This window comes from Amycolatopsis sp. NPDC049159 (assembly GCF_040648295.1).
GTDB lineage: Bacteria > Actinomycetota > Actinomycetes > Mycobacteriales > Pseudonocardiaceae > Amycolatopsis > Amycolatopsis pretoriensis_A.
Window position 1 is genome coordinate 15,955 of the sequence record NZ_JBEZDL010000013.1, and the last position, 17,111, is coordinate 33,065.

Below are 17,111 nucleotides of genomic sequence, written 5' to 3' on the forward strand. Positions count from 1 at the left end.
GTGCAGCCGCGGCGGGCCTACTTCTCTTCGCGGCGCGGATTGGCCAGGATGGACGCCTGGGTGGCGAGGGAAGGACGTCCATGGCGACGGTGCGGGACGAAGCCGATGCGCGCAAGCAGCTGCGCGAGGAAGATCGGCTGGCAGCGAACAAGCCGCAGGAGAACGCGGCCGACGTCGCGAAGCCGGAGGGCGGCGGCTCGGCCGGGCTGGTCGCCGACGCCGGCGTCATCGCGCTGGACTACGACCAGGTCGAGAAGGCGAAGGCGGACATCGACGCGCGCTACCAGGCCCTGTCCGAGCACCTCGCGGCGGCGGCCGAGCTGAGCGTCCCGCTGGCCGACGGACACGGCCCGGTGGCGCACTGGATGCGCGGCTCGTTCCGGCTGCGGGGCGGGGCCGACGCCGGCGGCGTGCAGGTCACGCTGCGGTCGTACCTGGCCGAGCTGGCCTCGCTGCGGGAAGCGCTCGGGAACGTGGCCACGACGCACCGGCTCAACGACGAGGACGCCGCCGAGGCCCTTCGGGCGGGTGAGCGCGATGCCTGAGTTCCACTCCACGAACCACGAGCCGACCGCGCGCCAGAAGCGGAAGGCGCGGCGCGTCCGCCGCGAAAAAGAAGCCAACCGCCGCGAAGAGTCGTTCGGCAAGATCCACTGGGACAGCTACGACCACCGCGAGCTGTGGGACATGATCCAGTCGGCCGACCCGCCGAAGCTCGGCGAGCAGGCGTACCGGTGGGCCGAGCTGGCCAAGGGCGTCGACGCGGAGACGAGCGAAGTCCACAAGCTGGTGCAGAGCCTGCTGCTGTCGTGGCGCGGCCCGGCCGCGGTCCGGGCCGCGGACTCGATCGGCAAGCTGACCGCGTGGGCGAGCACGGCGAGCACCAACGCCCGCGAGATCGGCGACGGCCTCGACGCGTACACGTCGGCGATCGGCGAGGCGCGGAAGAAGATGCCGGAGCCCGTGCACTACTGGGCCGAGAAGTGGTTCCAGGAGGGGTACGCGGTCAAGCGGCTCGACGGGCCCGAAGGCGCGTACATGCTGGACGACCTGCTCGACGACAAGCACCCGACCAAGAAGCAGGCGGACGACGCCAAGGCTGCGGCCGTCCGCGTGATGGAGCAGTACGAGAGCGCGAGCCACGACGTCCGCCACCGCCTCCCGACGTTCGACACCGCACCGCAGGTGAGCGTGACGGGCGACCGGATCCCGCGGGTCCCCCTGCCCCCGACGCCGCCCGATCCCCCGGAGCCCGACCCGCCCACCGACCCGCGGGTCGACCCGGCTCCCGGCTCCCCGGCCGGCGACACGACGTCGACGGCGTCCGCACTGCCGGCGGCGCTCACGGGAGCCGGGCTGCTGCCGGGCGCGCTCGACGGCACCATCGGGCCGGGCGGTGCCGCGACGACCGGTGCCGCCGGGCCGGGCTTCGGCGGGCTGATCGGCTCCGGGGCGCTCGGGGAAGCCGGGCAGGCCGGATCCGGGCGGGTCGGCGGCGCCGGGCCAGGCGGCTTCGGCCCCGGTGCGACGGGCGGACGCGGCACGGCGGGCGGGTACGGCATGTACCCGCCGGGCCAGGGCGCGCGCCGCGAGGAGGACACCGAGCACCGCGACAAGTACGGGTCGGGCTACGACCTGCTCGACGACCTCCCGCCCGCCTACCCGCCGGTGTTCGGCGAATGACCGGCTTCCACGCCGACCCGGCCGCCCTCGACGCCCTCGCGCGGACGCTGGCGGACACGGCCGGGGAGTACGGCGCCGCGGTGCCCGATCTCGACGTCGGCGACCTGGGCCCGCCCGCGGTTTCGGGCGCCCTGGCCGCGCTCGCTCGTGAGTGGTCGGGCCGGATCGGGGGCGTGCAGGAGGACTTCGCCGGCTCAGCGGAGAGCGTCCGGGCCGCGGCGAAGACCTACCGCGCCGCCGACGCGGACGCCGCGGAACGCCTGGGACGCGCCGATGGCTGACTTCCGCGGTCTCGGCTTCGACCCGGTGCCCGGCAACCCCGACGCCGTCGCCGAAGCGGCCCGCCGGTGCACCGCGGCCGCCGCTCGCCTGCGGGAAATCCGGCCGCCCGGCGAGATCCCCGACTGGGCCGGTCCTTCGGCGCGGGCACTGGCCGAGCGCGCCGGCCGCGCCGCGACCGGGCTCGCCACCGCACCGGAGGCCATGGAAGCGGCCGCCGGCGTGCTCGACGGCTGGGCCGGGACCCTGGTCGCCCACCACCGCCGTGCCGAGGAGCTCGACGTCCGGGCCGGGGCCGCGCGCCGGGCCGTGGTCGACGCCGAGGACGACGTCGAGCGCGCCGAAACCGAAGCGCAGTTCGCCCCCGGCACCGCCGGCACCCTCGCCGCGGCCCGCACGCGGCTCGCGGACCGGCGGCAGGACCTCGACCGGGTGCTCACCGAAGCGCGCGACCTCGAACGCGTCCACGCCATCGAAGCGGCCCGCGTCGCGGACCGGCTGCGGGCCCTCGGCGACGGTGCGCCCTTGCCGTCCGCGCCCGATTTCCGCGGCCTGGGCCGGCACTTGGAGACGTTCTCGGCCGCCGGGCGCGAGCTGGGCGTGACCGTCGCGCGCACGCCCGTCGCGCCGGTGACGCCGCCGCCGGGTGCCGTGTCCGCGTTCGCCGCCGCGCTGGGTGGCCGGTGAAGCTGCCCGCCGTACCGGGGATCACCCCGGTGACCCTGGACTCGGTCGAGCGCACCACGGCCGAGCTGCACGCGCTCATGGCGCGCCTGCGCGGCCCCGACGCCGCGCGCGACCTCGGCCTCGAAGCCGCCGCTGTGCAGTCCGCGGAAATCGCCCACGAGCAGCGGGCGGGTCTGCTGGCGCTGGTCGAACACCGCGACGCGGACCCGGCGCTGCTGATCGCCGGCGTCGTCCCGGTGGACGTCCCGCTCGAAGAAGCCGCGGACCTGCAGCACTTCGTCGCGGACACGACACCCGGCCTGCGCGAGGTGAGCAGCGCGCGGACCGGCCGCGGCTACCCGGTGGTGATCGTCGAGCGGATCGGGCTGTCCGGCGCGCAGCTGCAGGCCGTCGTGCTCGACCCGGACCGCCCGCGCGCGGCCGTGTTCACCCTGCACTCCCCCGGCGGGCGGGGCTGGCTGGAGGTCGCCGGGCTGGCCGGGACGCTCGTCGCCGGCGTCGACCTCAGCCCCGCAGCTCCCGCTCCCGGTATTCGCGCGGGGTCTGTCCGGTCGCCCGGCGGAACGTCCGCGAGAAGTGCGGGGCGCTGGTGAACCCGCAGTCCCGCGCGACTTCCGCGATCCCCCGGCCCGCCGTCGCCGGGTCCGCCAGCACGGCCTTCGCGCGTTCGATCCGCAGGCCCTTGAGCCGTTCGGAGACGCCTTGGCCGTCGTCGAACAGCTGGTACAGCCGGCGCCGCGAGATGTACAGCGCTTCGGCGATCTTGTCCGCGGTCAGCGACGGGTCGGCCAGGTGGGAGCGCATGTACTCCAGTGCTTCGCGCCGCCGGGCCGCCAGCGCGTCGACGCGGTCGAGCTCCACGCGCAGCGCGCTGCGCAGCACCAGTTCGGCCAGGCCCAGCAGGTGGTGGGCCAGCCCGTGCGGGTCGAGCCGCGGGCCGGCCGCCAGCACGTGGGCGACCGCGCTCGCGAACAGCGCCCGCAGCGGCGCGTCCACTTCGACCGGCCGGAACATCAGCGGTCTCAGCTCGGCGAACGAGATGGACAGCTTCGCCGCCGCGACCGTCAGCATGACGACCCCGCGCTCGGCCGGCAGCAGGTGCAGCGTCGCGTCGGCGAAGGTCAGCTTCGCGCCGGTCTCGGCGACCGCCCGCGGCACCGGGCAGCGGAGCAGCAGCTGGATGTCCGCGGGGGCAGCGGCGGCGCCGCCGAGGATCGCCGCCCGCGCCGCCGCCGCGCCCGAAGCGCGGACGACGAGGTACCCGCTCGCGGGTACGTCCACCGGGTACGGCTCGGCCATCGGCACCATGGTGCCCGACGGCGGCCGCCCACGACGGGAAGGGGGACCATGGCGCGCCGCACCACGACGTCGGCGGGGGTGATCCTGTCGCATCTCGAATTCGATCTCCTCTGGGCGGACCTGGGACCGGGCGGGCCGCCACCGCACCCGTTCGACGTGGCCGCGCACGGCCGCACCCACGCCGAGCGCGACGACCTGGGCGTCCGCGTGTTCGCGAGCCTGGCCGAAGCCGGCCTGACCGACGGCGACGACGTCTCCGCGGAGCTGGCGGACCTGTTCACGGTGCTGGGTTCGCCGACGCTGAGCGTCGACGCGCTGGTGCTCGGGGACGCGCCCTGGCGGCTGCTGGCGGCGGTCCGGGACGGGATGGGTGTGCTGGCCGTGCTCGACGAGCGCGACCTGGTGCTCGAGCCGTTGCGCCCGGCCGGCGTGGTGCCCGCGGTGGTGCGGATGCTGGGCGAGCAGCCCCCGGGCCCGGGCGAGCAGCTGCGTCTTCCCCGTGCGGCGTACGCGGCGGCGATGGACGCGTACGCGAGGAGCGGGTACGACGCCTTCGAGCGAGCCCTCGTCACCGCGGGGATCACCGGCCGGGCGGTCCGTCCGCTGGCGACGCTGGCGACGGCGGAGCGCTACGCGGCCGGCCAGCTGGGCGCGACCGGGCCGGCGGGCCGGGCACCGGTCCTGGCGTGGTTCGACACGGCGGCGGGCCGGTACGCGGTCACGCCGGAGGACGCGGGCGGTGAGCCGTGGGTGATGGTTACCCCGGCGGACGTCTCGTGGCTGGCGGACCGCCTGACCCGCATGCTCGACGCCGCCCGCACGTCATGACCGGTCCCTGCAGCCGGTCACCCGCTCGCCCCACGTTTCACGTCGTCGCCCAGGTGACCGGCGTGAAGTCGTCCTCGGGTTCCGGTCGCGGCCGGATGACCGGTCCCACGGTCAGTGGCTCGTCCACCGGCCGCACGCCGATCCGCGGCCCTTCCACGCCCGCCGCGTCCTCGGGCAGCAGATCCCCCAGCAACTCCCGCCCCTGCCGCAACGCCTCCACCCCCGCCTCCGCGGCCAGCCGCCGGATCGTCCCGGCCAGCTCGCCCGGCGAGAGGTTCAGCGCCCACCGCTCGAACCGCAGCTCCACCAGCGCCCCGTGCAGGTCCACCGCCAGCGCGACCCCGTCCGCCGCCGCCTCGGCCCGGATCGCCACCAGCCGCGCGCCGTACCCCGGACCGGGCTCCGCGAAGGCGTCCTCGATCAGCTCCACCGTCGTCCGTTCGGCACTCATTGCGCCCGCCAGCTCTCCGGTGTCGTCGCTTCCGCCGCCTCGCCCGCCACGGGCAACCCGAGCCCGTCGACGCTGTGCCACAGCGAAGCCGTCGCGCGCGCCGAAGCGGCCGCCGTGAGCAGCAGGATGCGGCGGGCGAGCTCGTCCGGTTCCAGCCGCAGCGCCGCGGCCTCCAGCGTCAGCTCCTGCAGCGCCCCGCCGGGCGCGACCTCCACGGCGACCGTGCGGTCGGCGGCTTTTCCGGTGATCACGGGTGGACCCCTCCGTAGAACGTCGACGCCGAGAGCGTGTGCGTGTTCCGGCGGACCGCGTCCCCGGAGTTGCCCTCGATCATCGTGACCTTGTTCCCCTCGACCTTCTCGACGATGCCGATGTGCGTGCTCGTCGACGTGTTCTGCGGGCCGGTGCCGAAGATCAGCACGTCCCCCGGCCGCGCCTCGTGCAGCGAGTGCTTGCCGTACGCGTGCCCGTTGGCCTGTCCCCAGTGGAAGACGTCGCCGCTGAACGGCAGCACCGGGATCTTCACGCCGGCCTTGCGCCACATCGCGGTGGCGAACGACGAGCACCACGCGGCGGTCGGCCCGTACGGGTTGCGGTTGCTGCCCGGCGGGCTCTCGCGCGTGCCGAGCTCCCCGCGCGCCGCGTGGACGATCTCCTTGCCGCGCCCGGAAACCCGGCTCGGGTGCGTCGCGTGCGCCGTCTTGTCGGCGACGCCGTCGTGGGTCAGGTCCTTGCGCAGCTCGTTCAGCTTCTTCGCGGCCGCTTCGAGTTCGGCGTGGACGTGCCGCAGCGTCGACGCGGACTGCCGCGTGTAGTGCGGTGCCAGGTCCGCGACGTGTCCGACGGCCCGCATCAGCGCGGCCTGCGTCCCGGTGGCGACACCGGCGTCGAGGACCTGCTTCGCCTGCGTGGTGTACTCGTCGACCAGCCGCTGCACGGCGGTGTGCCCGCTGTCCACTGTGGACGCCACGTGCGCGACGACCTTCTCCGCCGCGGCGCCGGCCGTCCCGGTGACCCGCAGCTCCTTCGTCAGTTTCGCGCTGGTGTGGCGGAAGCCGTCGGCGCCGTGGCCGCGCCACTGGCCGAGGACCGCGGTGCTTTCCTTGTGGTAGGCGTCGTGCTGGTCGTCCAGCGCGGTGGCCACCTGGTGCAGCGCGTATTCGGCGCGCACGGCGTCCTCGGCCTTGCCGGCGAGCTTGTTCCGGTGCGCGATGAGGTCCTTCGCGAAGGAGCGCGCGAGTGCGGCGGTGTCCATGTCAGCTCCGTCGGGCGTGGTCGTTCAGTGCGGCCGCGGTGGCCGTCTCGTGGTCGCGGTAGGTCCTGGCGGCCTTCTGCGCGGCCGTGGCCAGCCCGTCGGCGTGCGTGCCGACGCCCTTGACCTGCCGCTGCAGCGCCAGCCCGAAGCCGGCCAGCGCGCCGGCGAACCCCGACTCCTTGCCGATCCGGCCGAAACTGTCCTCCGCTATGTCCCGGACGTCCCGCAGCTGCCCGGTCGCGCCGCCCAGCGCGTCGGCGACGTGCCGGGTGCGCCGCACGTAGCCGTGCAGCACGGCGTCGTCCACCTTCAGCGCCCCGCTGCCGCTTTGCGCGTGCGGCTTGCCGTGGTGCGCGGTGACGTCCTTCGCGACCTTGCGCGCGGCGGCGAGGTGGTCCTTGTACGCCCCGTTCGTGTAGGTCGACCAGGGCGTGAAGTCGTGCCCGTCGCTCGAGATGCTGTTCGCGACGCGGGCGTTGGTGGCCGGGTCGAGCAGCTGGTCGTCCGACTTCAGGTGGTACTGGTGACGCCGCTCCGGCCCCAGCGCGCCCAGCATGTTGATCTGCCACAGACCGTAGGAGTCGTCCGGCGGCGTGGCGTTGTGCGCGGTCGTCCGGCCACCGGATTCGGCCAGCGCGACCGCGACCGCGGTGGTGAGGCCCTGGCCCCGGAACCCGGCCGCGTAGGCGTGCCGGGCGATCTGCTCGGCGCTCAGCTTGGTCATGGTTCGACCTTGACCGCCCGGGTACCCGCTCCGGTAGCCGCGCTGCACGCTGGGACAACCCGCGTGCACGCCAGGCTCAACCTCCGGGGCCGCTCAGCCGTACTGCTCCCGGGAGGACCTTCGACGAGGGGACGGCTGGATGCGCGGCACCGGGGTGCTGACCCTGCTGGGGTTGACGCTGGTCACGGCGGCGTGTTCGGCGCCCCGCGAGACGACGCCGAGCCCGATCGCGGAGCCGGCGCCGCTGGCGCGGTCGACCACCCCCACGCCGGTGCCGCCCCCTTCGCCGCCCTGCGCGGTCACGACCGGGGCGTGCGTGAGCCTCGCGCAGCGGCTGGCCTGGCTGCTGCGGGACGGTCACGTGGTGCGCGGCCCGGTCCCGGCCGGGTTCGGTCCACCCGACCAGGCGACGCCGCCCGGGTCGTTCCACGTCGTGTGGAAGGACCGCGAGCACCGCAGCAGCGACTACGGCACCGACATGCCCAACTCGGTGTTCTTCGCCGCCGGCGGGATCGCCTTCCACGCGGGACCGCTCGACGCGCCTTCGCACGGCTGCGTCCACCTCACCGCCGCCGATTCGGCGGCGTTCTTCGACAGCCTGAACGTCGGGGACGCGGTGGAGGTCCGGTAGTCTCCGTCCCCGGTGGACACTTCAGCCGTCATTTCCCGCCTGCGCGCCGCCGGCTGCGTTTTCGCCGAGGACGAAGCCGCGCTGCTCGTCGACGCCGCGAAGACGGCCACCGAGCTCGAGTCCCTGGTGGCGCGCCGGGTCGCCGGGCTGCCGCTGGAGCACCTGCTGGGCTGGGCCGAGTTCCACGGCCTGCGCGTTCGCGTGCGGCCCGGGGTGTTCGTCCCGCGGCACCGCACCGGGTTCCTGGTCGACGTCGCCGTGTCCCTCGCCCCACCGGACCCGGTGGTGCTCGACCTGTGCTGCGGATCCGGCGCGCTCGGCGCGGCGTTCACGGCGGCGACGCGGCCGCGTGAGCTGCACGCCGCCGACGTCGAAGCCGCCGCTGTCGCCTGTGCCCGGCTGAACCTGCCGGACGCCGCCGTCCACCGGGGCGACCTCTACGACGCCCTGCCCGCGTCCCTGCGCGGGCGCGTCGACGTCCTGCTGGCGAACGTGCCGTACGTGCCCTCCGGCGCGGTCGCGACCATGCCGCCCGAGGCGCGGCTGCACGAACCGCGCGTCGCCCTCGACGGCGGCTCCGACGGTCTCGACCTCGCCCGCCGGGTCGCGGTGGGCGCCCCCGACTGGCTCGCGCCGGGCGGGACCGTGCTGGTGGAATCGAGTGAGCGGCAGGCGCCGGTGCTGGCGGGGATCTTCGCGGCGGCGGGGCTGGCGCCGGAGGTCCGCGAGTCCGAAGAGCTGGGCGCCACGGTCGTCACGGGCACCGCGAAGCCGTGATCTCACGTTCCGGCGGTCCCGGGCGTCTACCAGGTGTGATCGTGAAACCGTTCGAGCAGATCGTGGCCGAGCACGGGCCGATGGTGCTGCGCGTCTGCCGGGCCGTGCTCGGCCCCGCCGACGCCGAAGACGCCTGGTCGGAGACCTTCCTGTCGGCGTTGAAGGCGTACCCGGAGTTGCCGGCGGACGCGAACGTCCAGGCGTGGCTCGTCACGATCGCGCACCGCAAAGCCGTCGACGTCACGCGCGCGCAGGCCCGCCGCCCGCTCCCGGTCGGGGAGGTCCCGGACCGGCCCGGCCGCGCGGAGACGTTCACCGGTGACCTGTGGGACGCGCTGGCGAGGTTGCCGGACAAGCAGCGCCTAGCCGTCGCCTACCACTACCTGGCCGGGCTGCCGTACCGCGAAATCGCGGAGATCACCGGCGGCACGACGGACGCCGCACGTCGGGCCGCAGCCGACGGCGTGAAGGCGTTGCGGGCCACCTATCCCTTGGAAGGAGCGCACTCATGACGGACATCTTCTTCGCTTCTCCGGAGATCTACCAGCTCGACCCGAACCCCATGCACGAGCGCCTCGCCGCGGCCGCCGACCGCGAAGGCCTGCTGGACGTCGCCTACCGCACCCTGGACACCCCGGTCGGCTCACTGCTGCTGGCCGCGACGAAGCAGGGCCTGGTCAAGGTGGCGTTCGACCGCCAGGACCACGACGCGGTGCTGGCCGAGCTGGCCGCGCTCATCAGCCCCCGGATCCTGCGCGCCCCGGCCCGCCTCGACCCGGTCGTCCACCAGCTCGACGAGTACTTCACCGGCGGGCGCCACGAGTTCGACGTCGCCCTCGACTTCCGCCTGGCCCGCGGCTTCCGCCTGTCGGTGCTGGAGCACCTGCCGGAGATCTCGTACGGCCACACCGAAAGCTACGCCCAGGTGGCGGCGGCGGCGGGCAGCCCGAAGGCGGTCCGCGCGGTCGGCACGGCGTGCGCGCTGAACCCGCTGCCGGTGGTGGTCCCCTGCCACCGGGTCGTCCGTTCGGACGGCTCGTACGGCCAGTACGCGGGCGGCGAGGAAGCGAAACGCCTGCTGCTCACGATGGAAGCGGCTTGAGCTTCCGATCTCACGTTTCACCCCGCCGGCGCGTCTACCGGGTATGAGCACTTTCGAACAGCGCGTCGCCGCGGCCGATTGGCCCGCGGTGGCGGCGGAAGTCGACGACTACGGCTGCGCACTCCTGCCGCAGCTGCTGACGCCGGAGGAGTGCGCGGAGCTGGTGGCGCTCTGGGACGAGCCATCACACTTCCGGGCGACGGTGAACCTCCGCCGTCACCGCTTCGGGGACAACGGCGACTACCACTACTTCGCCGCCCCCTTCCCGGAACCGGTGCAGCGGCTGCGCCAGTCGCTCTACCCGAGGCTGCTCCCGATCGCCCGTGACTGGTCCTCACGGCTGGGCCGTGAAGCCGAGTGGCCGTCCACTTTGGACGAGTGGCTGTCGGTCTGCCACGAGGCGGGCCAGCGGCGTCCGACCCCGATCCTGCTGCGCTACGAAACGGGAGGCTGGAACGCCCTGCACCGGGACCTGTACGGCGACAAGGTGTTCCCCCTGCAGGTGGTGATCAACCTGAACGCCCCGGGCACCGACCACACGGGAGGCGAGTTCTTGGTGGTGGAGCAGCGCCCCCGTGCCCAGTCCCGCGGCACGGCAACGTTGATCCCCCAAGGCCACGGCCTGGTCTTCACCACCCGCGACCGCCCGGTCCGCTCATCCCGAGGCTGGTCGGCAGCACCGGTCCGCCACGGCGTATCGGCGGTCCGGTCAGGCCGCCGCCACACGCTGGGCCTGGTCTTCCACGACGCGGCATGAGGAGCGACGAACTCGAGCCGCCGCCCCACGTGCAACCTGGTGTGCGACGACGCGGCGCGACCGGCACTGAACCCCACACGCCACGCGACGGCACGGAACCCGATCCACCGTCGCCCACTCACCCTCATGCGTCACGCGGCGGCCTGACCAGCGCCGAACTCGCGGCGCTGGTGAGCTTGATCGGCCCCGCCCGCCACATCGTGATCGGCACGGCGGCCGACCCGGCCTCCCGCGCCGACGGCGCGCGCATCGCCGCCGCGTGGGGCGGCCTGGTCCTGGCGACGGTCACGTGGCCGGAAACCGCAGCATCCTGGCTACGCCAAGCCCGCCGCTTCGCCACCCCCGACCCGGACATCTGGGTGGTCACCGCCACCCCGGCAGGCTGGGCGGGCATGGCACACCGGCTCCGGCTGTCCACCTCCTGGAGCCCGCACCGAACGATCCTCACTTCCGCCTTGGCGGACTTCGCGCTGCCCGGCCTGCGCGGCACCCGGCCGGACGGCACCACCTGGGAGACCTGATGAAGCACCTCGAAGTCGATTCCCCCCTCGGCCCCTTGACCCTGGTGGGCACGGACGACGCCGTGACAGGCCTGTACTTCCCGAACCACTGGACCCGCCCGGACCGCACCACGTTCGGCGAGCGCGACGACACCGCGTTCCCGGAGGCCGTCCGCCAGCTGAAGGAGTACTTCGCCGGCCAGCGCACGACGTTCGACGTCCCGATGCAGGCCGAGGGCCCCGCCACCGACCGCGCGGTCTGGGCGGAGATCGCCAAGATCCCGTACGGCGCCACCGCGACGTACGGCGACCTGGCCCAAGCGGTCGGCAGCCTCCCTCACGAGGTCGGCGCGGCGGTGGGCCGCAACCCGCTGAGCATCCTGGTCGCGTGCCACCGCGTCGTCGGCAAGAACGGCAAGCTGACCGGATACGCCGGAGGCCTGAAGCGCAAGGAATTCCTCCTGGAACTGGAACGCCCACCGGCGTCGGAGCGTGGCCAGCTCTGGTGACCTACACCCGGCCGAGCAGCATGGTCACGCCGAGCCCGGTCATGGTCACGGCGATCACGACGTCCAGCACACGCCACGCGACAGGCTTGGCGAAGACCCCGGCCAGCCGCTTGGCCCCGAACCCGAGCGCACTGAACCAGACGGCACTGGCCACCCCGGCTCCCACCCCGAACAGCCACCGCCCATCCCCATGCGCGACGGCGACCGAGCCGAGCAGCAGCACCGTGTCCAGGTAGACGTGCGGGTTGAGCCAGGTGAAGGCCACACAGGCGAGCACGGCCTTCCGCAACGGCGTCTTCTCGTCCCCGACCGTCATCACGGACGGCCGAAACGCCCGCCGTGCTGCGAGAACGCCGTACCCGAGCAGAAACACCCCACCCCCGACGGCAATGACCCCGATGGCGGTGGGCCACCGCTCCAGCACGGCCCCGATCCCGCTGACCCCCAGCCCGATCAACACGAGATCGGAGACGGCGCAGATGACGACCAGCGGCGCCACGGCACCCCCGCGCAACCCTTGTTGCAGCAGAAAGGCGTTCTGCGACCCGATGGCGACGATGAGCGACAGGCCGGTCCCGAACCCGGCCAGAAAGAGCGTGAACACCCTCTTACGGTATGACCGTCCTCCTGGATCACTCTAGCTAAAGATTCTTACGTAACATTAGCGCTCGTGATGTCCGACCTCCCGCTCGACCAGGTCCGCACCCTGCTGGCCGTAGTGGACGAGCAAAGCTTCGACGCCGCCGCGGCGGTCCTGCACGTCACGCCGTCCGCGGTCAGCCAGCGCATCAAGTCCCTGGAGCAACGCACCGGCCGGGTCCTGCTCCTGCGCACCAAGCCCATCCAGCTCACTTCGTCGGGCCAGGTCCTGATCCGCTTCGCCCGCTCGCTGGCCCAGCTGGAACAGGACGCCCTCACCGAACTGGGCCTGGGCTCGTCGGTCCGCACCCTGTCGATAGCGGTGAACGCGGACTCCCTGGCCACCTGGTTCCTCCCGGCCCTGGCCAAAGTCCCCGACAGCATCTGTTTCGACCTCCAACGAGAGGACCAAGACCACACAGCAGCACTCCTCCGTGAAGGCCTGGTGATGGCCGCGGTAACCGCTTCCCCGCAACCAGTCCAGGGCTGCACCTCAGTCCGCCTGGGCCGCATGCGCTACCGGGCCATGGCCTCCCCCGCCTTCATCACCCGCTGGCTGTCAGCCGCGCCCCTGCCGACATCCCTCCCAACCGCCCCGGTGATCGTGTTCGACCGCAAGGACGACCTCCAGGACCGCTTCCTCCGAAGCCTGACCCGTCGCCGTGGCTTCACCCTGGTCCGCCACCACATCCCGGCCTCAGAATCCTTCGCAGACGCCGTGGCCGCGGGGTTGGGCTGGGGCATGGTGCCGGAGCTCCAAGCGGCCACGCGCGGCGATTCGCTGGTGGACCTGGCCCCGGACCGGCCGATGGACGTGCCGCTGCACTGGCAGCAGTGGAAGCTGGACTCGCCGGCACTGGCAGCCGTCGCGGACGCGGTAGCGCAGGGTGCGAAGCAGGCCCTTCGCTGAACGCGATCACGACTCGCCGGTGCTTGGCAGTCCTCGAAGCTCCACAGCAGCGCCCAGCCGCTCGTAAAGAGTTCGACATCGGGCCAGCAGTTGCTCAGCCTGCCGGGTGTCACCTCGGCGAGCGTGGACGGTCGCGAGCGCCCGCCGGGCATCCGCGAGACGGGCGGTGTCGCCGAAGTTCCCGGCCATGGTGTGGCACTCGGTCAGGAGTCCGACCGCCTCGTCGAGCAGGCCGAGTTCCGCGGTGACCACACCGAGCTGCCGCAGTTGATCGGCGGTCCCGAGCGGATCTCCGAGTTCCCGGCGCAGCTCCAGGCTCCGTTCATGAAGCTCGCGCGCCCTCGCGTGCCGGCCGGCTCGGCGATGGTGTTCGGCACGGTCCGAGACCGACTTCGCCTGCGCATCCAGGTCGAACACCGTACTGCTGAGCTTCTCCTGCTCGATGAAGTGCTCCTCGGCCTGGTCGACCAGTTCCAAGCTTTGCGCCGCCCGCGCGCACGCACCAAAGGCGGCGGCCGCACCACGCGGATCCTCCAGCCGGCGCGACAAGACGATGCTCTCATCGAGGAACCGTTCCGCGGCATCGCGCTCGCGGGCCACGCCGTAGGCTTCGGCCAGCTTGGCGAGGGTGACGGCCACCTTGCGGTCGTCACCCGCTGCGCGATCCAAGTCGAGGCGCGAGCGCTGTGCGTCGACCGCTTCTCGCGGAGCTCCGGCCTCGAGACAGGTCTGGGCCAGGCGCGCCAGGAGCTCCGCCTTGGCCGGATGGCCGTTGCGCTCACAGATGTCGATACCGGCGTCAAGGATTCGCCGCGCCTCGTCGTACCGGCCCTGCTTCCGGTAGATCCGTCCACAGAGGCTCAGAAAGCTCACGTGATCCGCTTCGCTCGCCGTCCGTTGCGCAGCCCGGATTCCCTGCAGCGCTTCGGATTCGGCGTCGGTGAATCGCCGAAGGCCGATCAGGGCGACGACGAGTTCAGTGCGAAGGCTCGCGGCGGTGGTGAAGTCCGTTGCCGCCTCAGCGAGGTCGATCTCGTAACGGAGCAGCTCAAGAGCTTCCGCACTTCGTCCCGCCACGAGCCTGGCTTGGACGGCGGAGCGGCGGATACTCATTCCTCTCGTTCGGTCGCCCAGAAGCCGAACTGCCGGCAAGGCTCGCAGATAGCACATCTCGAACTCATCGAACCTGAAGGTAGACAAATAACATCCGAGTATTTCCCTCAAGCCCTCCGCCACGGGCCCGGCAACAAAGGGAGACAATCGGATGACCTGTTCGACGAACGACCGCGCGATGTCGAACTCGCGCCTCACGATGTGAAACACGGCGATCATACCCACCAGCTGCTGAACACCGAATAAGTTGGCCGAGCTTTCGCGAACCGAGCGAGCCTCGTAAAGGTTCGTCAACGCATTTTCGAATCGCCCCGCCGCGAGGTGCACATAGGCGATATCCACGAATCCCCAGCCGCGCCGGTAGGAGTCCATGCCCATCACAGATCGCAGCTCCATCGCGCGGGCATGCGCTGAAATCGCATCTTGATAGTGGCCGGAAGCGGTGCTGGCGATCCCCAGATCATCCAAAGCCCAGCATTCACTGCCCGGATCTCCCCTGTTCCCGTTCGCCTCGATGCGACGTTTTGCGCAAGCCATGACGTCAGCGAGACTACCGATCTCCCGGTAGACAACACAGAGTCCCTGCAGGGCGCCCTCAAGAAGTTCACCGTGATCCGCGTAGAGCGCTTCGAGTTCCAAATAACAGCGAACTGCCTCGGCGACACGACCCTGCCGGCCGCACGCGTCGCCGAGTGCACGGATCGTCCGGCCTTCGGTTTCGATCCGAAGACCGCGTGCGCGCTCTCGAAGCTCCCGCAGCAGGGAAATCGCCCGCGCGTGATCGCCGAGCTCGGAATACGTCGTGCCCAGTTCCGTCGACGCGACTACCGGACCGTCGGGATCTCCCAGTGCGTCCGCGACCGCTGCCCAGCGGTCGTGGTACTCCCAGCACGCAGCAATCTTCCCGAATCGCCGCGCTGCCAGGCAAAGTTCTTCGAGAACCTGCATTTCCAGACGGCGGTCACCAGCGTCGACCGCAAAGCGGTGTGCGAGCAACTGGTCCTCGTAAGCCCGCCTTGCGTCGCCGTACTGGCCCAGAACGCTGCCGCGTAGGCAAATCGCCTGCGCCTTGCCGGTCAAATCACCGAAGGAGTCGTAGATCGAATACGCGCGATCGAGACATTCGATGGCGTGCGTGACCTGGCTGCATTTGCGGTCGGCCTTCGCTCTGCGCATCAACGTCTCGGCTTCGAACCATCGATCGCCGAGCCGCTGCCAGATCTCCAACGCCTGCTCGAGCGCGGCGGCCGTTTCGTCGAACAACAGCTGGTAGGTGCACACCTCGGCGAGCACCAGCAAAGCCCAGCCTTCAGCACGCGGGTCGCCGACAGCTCGTAGCAGAGCCAGGGCAGCCGTCGCGGCTTCCTTCGCCTGGCTGCCACGTCCGGACGTCAGGTAGGTCCTCGCGACGCACGCCAGGACTTCCCCATCATCGGCCGGTGGTGACGTGGCTGCCACGTCGCCGAGGTCGACTTGTGTGTGCGACACGGCTTCCATGTACCGCAGCTGGAACCCGACCATGACCTTCCGGTCACCTTCCGCCTTCGGGTAGGCGGCTGTCAGGGTTCGGCCCCAGTCATCGAAGTTGCGCCGCTCGCGGAAGAAGGGAGAGAGCAAACACGCCAGCTCGACCGACAACTCCGGCTGCCGCTCGTCAAGAATGATCGCCACCAGGTTCCCGCGCTCCGCTTCGAGCCAAGCGATCGCTTCGCTGCACGTTCGGAAGTAACGGTCACCGGCCAGCCTCGGGTGGATCCACGAGACCGCCGCGGTCACGCGGTCGCGGTACCACCCGTACATCCGTTCCAGGGCAACCGAATCGTCCTGGGTAGCCAGGCGCCGGGCATACAGGCGCAGGAGGTCGTGCATCCGGTACCGCCCCGGCAGGTACTGATCCGCCAGATTGGCCCGCACGAGCTTCGCGACCAGGGCTCGTGTCTGCGCGAGCGACCCATCCGTCAAGGCGCGGATCGCGTCGAGACCGAGGTCGGCTCCCGCGTGGGCGCCCAGGCAGCGGAACACCCGGGCGGCACTCGGTGGCAGCGATCGGTACGACCACGAGAAGACCGACTCGAGATCCGTCTGCGGGTCGCCCGTCTCCAGGCCGTCGAGCCTGCTCTGCTCGTCCTGCAGCTCGTCGGCGAGGACGGTCAGCGGAAACCGCGGGTCGGTGGCGCCGCGGGCGGCGGCGATGGTCAACGCCAGTGGCAGGCCGGCGCACGACCGGACCAGGGAGGTGACCGCCTCCGGTTCCGCGGCCACGCGCCCGTCGCCGAGCTGCCGGGCGAGGAGCTCGCGTGCGTCGTCGGCGGACAGCATGTCGAGGGTGACGAGACGGGCGCTTTCCCGCACGACCAGCTCGGTGAGCCGGTTGCGGCTGGTGACGACGACCGCGCACGACGTGCTGCCCGGCAGCAGCGGCCGGACCTGTTCGCTGTCCCGGGCGTTGTCCAGGACGATCAGGAGCCGCCGGCCGGCCAGCAGGCTCCGGTACAGCGCCGACAACGCCTGCAGGTCGGCGGGAATGGTGTCCGTCGGGATGCGGAACGCGTTGAGGAAACCGCGGAGCGCCTCTTCCGGCGGCATCGGCGCCGCCGTGGGTTCGAATCCGCGTAAATTGACGTACAGCTGACCGTCCGGAAAACGATCCGCCGCTTGGTGCGCCCACGTGAGCGCCAACGTCGTTTTGCCGATGCCCGCCGTGCCGTCGATCGCGGAAACGACGACGGTTCCCGGCCGGTCGTCTTCGACGAGCACGTTGTTCAGCTCGTCGAGCTGAGCCGCACGGCCGACGAAATCGCGTGTCGACGCGGGTAGCTGCCGCGGTTTCGGGAGTTCCACCGGCGTGTCGACGTGCCAGTGGACGCCACCCCGGATGGAGTTCGCCTGCACCACCGCACCCGCCGTCCCGGTGACGGTGTTGTCGACGGACACCGAACCTCCCGGACGCCGGAGCTCTGTTCGTCA

Annotated in this window: 21 protein-coding genes; 14 read left to right on the forward strand and 7 right to left on the reverse strand. The window is 72.0% G+C overall.

Going from position 1 to position 17,111, the window contains the following annotated elements; all coding sequences use genetic code 11:
- The first annotated feature begins 80 nt into the window (after nucleotides 1-80).
- The 5 genes from AB0B33_RS24045 to AB0B33_RS24065 are packed head-to-tail and all read left to right on the forward strand — an operon-like array spanning nucleotide 81 to nucleotide 3,242.
- Nucleotides 81-545 (forward strand): hypothetical protein, encoded by a 465-nt coding sequence (locus AB0B33_RS24045; RefSeq protein ID WP_247024076.1) that lies wholly within the window; start codon nucleotides 81-83, stop codon nucleotides 543-545.
- Complete coding sequence (locus AB0B33_RS24050) at nucleotides 538-1,683, forward strand: PPE domain-containing protein (RefSeq protein ID WP_360775522.1); 1,146 nt, start codon at nucleotides 538-540, stop codon at nucleotides 1,681-1,683. Before AB0B33_RS24045 ends, AB0B33_RS24050 begins: the two co-directional genes overlap by 8 nt.
- Complete coding sequence (locus AB0B33_RS24055) at nucleotides 1,680-1,964, forward strand: hypothetical protein (protein ID WP_247024078.1); 285 nt, start codon at nucleotides 1,680-1,682, stop codon at nucleotides 1,962-1,964. Before AB0B33_RS24050 ends, AB0B33_RS24055 begins: the two co-directional genes overlap by 4 nt.
- Nucleotides 1,957-2,649, forward strand: a complete 693-nt coding sequence (locus tag AB0B33_RS24060; protein ID WP_360775526.1) for a hypothetical protein — start codon at nucleotides 1,957-1,959, stop codon at nucleotides 2,647-2,649. The genes AB0B33_RS24055 and AB0B33_RS24060 overlap by 8 nt, the downstream gene beginning before the upstream one ends.
- Nucleotides 2,646-3,242 carry a hypothetical protein gene (locus AB0B33_RS24065; protein ID WP_360775529.1) on the forward strand — a complete coding sequence of 199 codons (597 nt, stop codon included), beginning with the start codon at nucleotides 2,646-2,648 and terminating at the stop codon, nucleotides 3,240-3,242. Before AB0B33_RS24060 ends, AB0B33_RS24065 begins: the two co-directional genes overlap by 4 nt.
- Here AB0B33_RS24065 and AB0B33_RS24070 read toward each other — a convergent pair.
- On the reverse strand, nucleotides 3,154-3,948 hold the full coding sequence (locus tag AB0B33_RS24070; protein WP_360775531.1) for an AraC family transcriptional regulator: 795 nt from the start codon (nucleotides 3,946-3,948) through the stop codon (nucleotides 3,154-3,156). The genes AB0B33_RS24065 and AB0B33_RS24070 overlap by 89 nt on opposite strands.
- A 48-nt stretch (nucleotides 3,949-3,996) precedes the next feature.
- Between AB0B33_RS24070 and AB0B33_RS24075 the strand changes: the two genes are divergently transcribed.
- Nucleotides 3,997-4,776, forward strand: a complete 780-nt coding sequence (locus AB0B33_RS24075) for an ESX secretion-associated protein EspG (RefSeq protein ID WP_360775534.1) — start codon at nucleotides 3,997-3,999, stop codon at nucleotides 4,774-4,776.
- 37 nt (nucleotides 4,777-4,813) lie between these two features.
- Here AB0B33_RS24075 and AB0B33_RS24080 read toward each other — a convergent pair whose 3' ends face one another.
- Genes AB0B33_RS24080 through AB0B33_RS24095 form a run of 4 tightly spaced genes read right to left on the reverse strand, consistent with a single transcriptional unit; the run spans nucleotide 4,814 to nucleotide 7,206 of the window.
- Nucleotides 4,814-5,227, reverse strand: coding sequence for a hypothetical protein (locus AB0B33_RS24080; RefSeq protein ID WP_360775537.1), 414 nt, complete (start codon nucleotides 5,225-5,227; stop codon nucleotides 4,814-4,816).
- Nucleotides 5,224-5,478 carry a YbaB/EbfC family DNA-binding protein gene (locus tag AB0B33_RS24085; protein WP_360775540.1) on the reverse strand — a complete coding sequence of 85 codons (255 nt, stop codon included), beginning with the start codon at nucleotides 5,476-5,478 and terminating at the stop codon, nucleotides 5,224-5,226. The genes AB0B33_RS24080 and AB0B33_RS24085 overlap by 4 nt, the downstream gene beginning before the upstream one ends.
- On the reverse strand, nucleotides 5,475-6,482 hold the full coding sequence (locus AB0B33_RS24090) for a CHAP domain-containing protein (protein WP_360775543.1): 1,008 nt from the start codon (nucleotides 6,480-6,482) through the stop codon (nucleotides 5,475-5,477). The genes AB0B33_RS24085 and AB0B33_RS24090 overlap by 4 nt, the downstream gene beginning before the upstream one ends.
- A gap of 1 nt (nucleotide 6,483) precedes the next feature.
- Complete coding sequence (locus AB0B33_RS24095) at nucleotides 6,484-7,206, reverse strand: transglycosylase SLT domain-containing protein (protein WP_360775546.1); 723 nt, start codon at nucleotides 7,204-7,206, stop codon at nucleotides 6,484-6,486.
- Between the two features lie 139 nt (nucleotides 7,207-7,345).
- Here AB0B33_RS24095 and AB0B33_RS24100 point away from each other — a divergent pair, with 139 nt between their 5' ends.
- From AB0B33_RS24100 to AB0B33_RS24130, 7 genes are all read left to right on the forward strand, one after another.
- On the forward strand, nucleotides 7,346-7,837 hold the full coding sequence (locus tag AB0B33_RS24100) for a L,D-transpeptidase (protein WP_360775549.1): 492 nt from the start codon (nucleotides 7,346-7,348) through the stop codon (nucleotides 7,835-7,837).
- A 12-nt stretch (nucleotides 7,838-7,849) separates the two neighbouring features.
- Nucleotides 7,850-8,614 carry a putative protein N(5)-glutamine methyltransferase gene (locus tag AB0B33_RS24105; protein ID WP_360775552.1) on the forward strand — a complete coding sequence of 255 codons (765 nt, stop codon included), beginning with the start codon at nucleotides 7,850-7,852 and terminating at the stop codon, nucleotides 8,612-8,614.
- A 35-nt stretch (nucleotides 8,615-8,649) separates the two neighbouring features.
- The gene (locus tag AB0B33_RS24110) at nucleotides 8,650-9,126 is read left to right on the forward strand and encodes a sigma-70 family RNA polymerase sigma factor (protein WP_360775555.1); all 477 of its coding nucleotides are present in this window, start codon (nucleotides 8,650-8,652) and stop codon (nucleotides 9,124-9,126) included.
- Nucleotides 9,123-9,716, forward strand: a complete 594-nt coding sequence (locus tag AB0B33_RS24115; RefSeq protein ID WP_247024091.1) for a methylated-DNA--[protein]-cysteine S-methyltransferase — start codon at nucleotides 9,123-9,125, stop codon at nucleotides 9,714-9,716. The genes AB0B33_RS24110 and AB0B33_RS24115 overlap by 4 nt, the downstream gene beginning before the upstream one ends.
- A gap of 43 nt (nucleotides 9,717-9,759) precedes the next feature.
- Nucleotides 9,760-10,473, forward strand: coding sequence for a 2OG-Fe(II) oxygenase (locus tag AB0B33_RS24120; protein ID WP_360775558.1), 714 nt, complete (start codon nucleotides 9,760-9,762; stop codon nucleotides 10,471-10,473).
- A gap of 170 nt (nucleotides 10,474-10,643) precedes the next feature.
- Nucleotides 10,644-10,994 carry a hypothetical protein gene (locus AB0B33_RS24125; protein WP_360775560.1) on the forward strand — a complete coding sequence of 117 codons (351 nt, stop codon included), beginning with the start codon at nucleotides 10,644-10,646 and terminating at the stop codon, nucleotides 10,992-10,994.
- Complete coding sequence (locus AB0B33_RS24130; protein WP_360775563.1) at nucleotides 10,994-11,482, forward strand: methylated-DNA--[protein]-cysteine S-methyltransferase; 489 nt, start codon at nucleotides 10,994-10,996, stop codon at nucleotides 11,480-11,482. Before AB0B33_RS24125 ends, AB0B33_RS24130 begins: the two co-directional genes overlap by 1 nt.
- A gap of 1 nt (nucleotide 11,483) precedes the next feature.
- On the opposite strand, the gene AB0B33_RS24135 is transcribed toward AB0B33_RS24130, so the two are convergent.
- Nucleotides 11,484-12,086, reverse strand: a complete 603-nt coding sequence (locus AB0B33_RS24135; RefSeq protein ID WP_360775566.1) for a LysE/ArgO family amino acid transporter — start codon at nucleotides 12,084-12,086, stop codon at nucleotides 11,484-11,486.
- Nucleotides 12,087-12,152: 66 nt separating this feature from the next.
- Between AB0B33_RS24135 and AB0B33_RS24140 the strand changes: the two genes are divergently transcribed.
- On the forward strand, nucleotides 12,153-13,031 hold the full coding sequence (locus AB0B33_RS24140; RefSeq protein WP_360775568.1) for a LysR family transcriptional regulator ArgP: 879 nt from the start codon (nucleotides 12,153-12,155) through the stop codon (nucleotides 13,029-13,031).
- A 6-nt stretch (nucleotides 13,032-13,037) separates the two neighbouring features.
- On the opposite strand, the gene AB0B33_RS24145 is transcribed toward AB0B33_RS24140, so the two are convergent.
- Nucleotides 13,038-17,078, reverse strand: a complete 4,041-nt coding sequence (locus AB0B33_RS24145) for a tetratricopeptide repeat protein (protein WP_360775571.1) — start codon at nucleotides 17,076-17,078, stop codon at nucleotides 13,038-13,040.
- Between the last annotated feature and the right edge of the window lie 33 nt (nucleotides 17,079-17,111).

Coding starts and splice junctions, on each gene's coding strand:
- AB0B33_RS24090 (WP_360775543.1), bottom strand. CDS start 6,482: ATGGACACCGCCGCACTCGCGCGCTCCTTCGCGAAGGACCTCATCGCG.
- AB0B33_RS24060 (WP_360775526.1), top strand. CDS start 1,957: ATGGCTGACTTCCGCGGTCTCGGCTTCGACCCGGTGCCCGGCAACCCC.
- AB0B33_RS24130 (WP_360775563.1), top strand. CDS start 10,994: ATGAAGCACCTCGAAGTCGATTCCCCCCTCGGCCCCTTGACCCTGGTG.
- AB0B33_RS24045 (WP_247024076.1), top strand. CDS start 81: ATGGCGACGGTGCGGGACGAAGCCGATGCGCGCAAGCAGCTGCGCGAG.
- AB0B33_RS24075 (WP_360775534.1), top strand. CDS start 3,997: ATGGCGCGCCGCACCACGACGTCGGCGGGGGTGATCCTGTCGCATCTC.
- AB0B33_RS24100 (WP_360775549.1), top strand. CDS start 7,346: ATGCGCGGCACCGGGGTGCTGACCCTGCTGGGGTTGACGCTGGTCACG.
- AB0B33_RS24055 (WP_247024078.1), top strand. CDS start 1,680: ATGACCGGCTTCCACGCCGACCCGGCCGCCCTCGACGCCCTCGCGCGG.
- AB0B33_RS24080 (WP_360775537.1), bottom strand. CDS start 5,227: ATGAGTGCCGAACGGACGACGGTGGAGCTGATCGAGGACGCCTTCGCG.
- AB0B33_RS24115 (WP_247024091.1), top strand. CDS start 9,123: ATGACGGACATCTTCTTCGCTTCTCCGGAGATCTACCAGCTCGACCCG.
- AB0B33_RS24050 (WP_360775522.1), top strand. CDS start 538: ATGCCTGAGTTCCACTCCACGAACCACGAGCCGACCGCGCGCCAGAAG.
- AB0B33_RS24070 (WP_360775531.1), bottom strand. CDS start 3,948: ATGGCCGAGCCGTACCCGGTGGACGTACCCGCGAGCGGGTACCTCGTC.
- AB0B33_RS24120 (WP_360775558.1), top strand. CDS start 9,760: ATGAGCACTTTCGAACAGCGCGTCGCCGCGGCCGATTGGCCCGCGGTG.
- AB0B33_RS24095 (WP_360775546.1), bottom strand. CDS start 7,206: ATGACCAAGCTGAGCGCCGAGCAGATCGCCCGGCACGCCTACGCGGCC.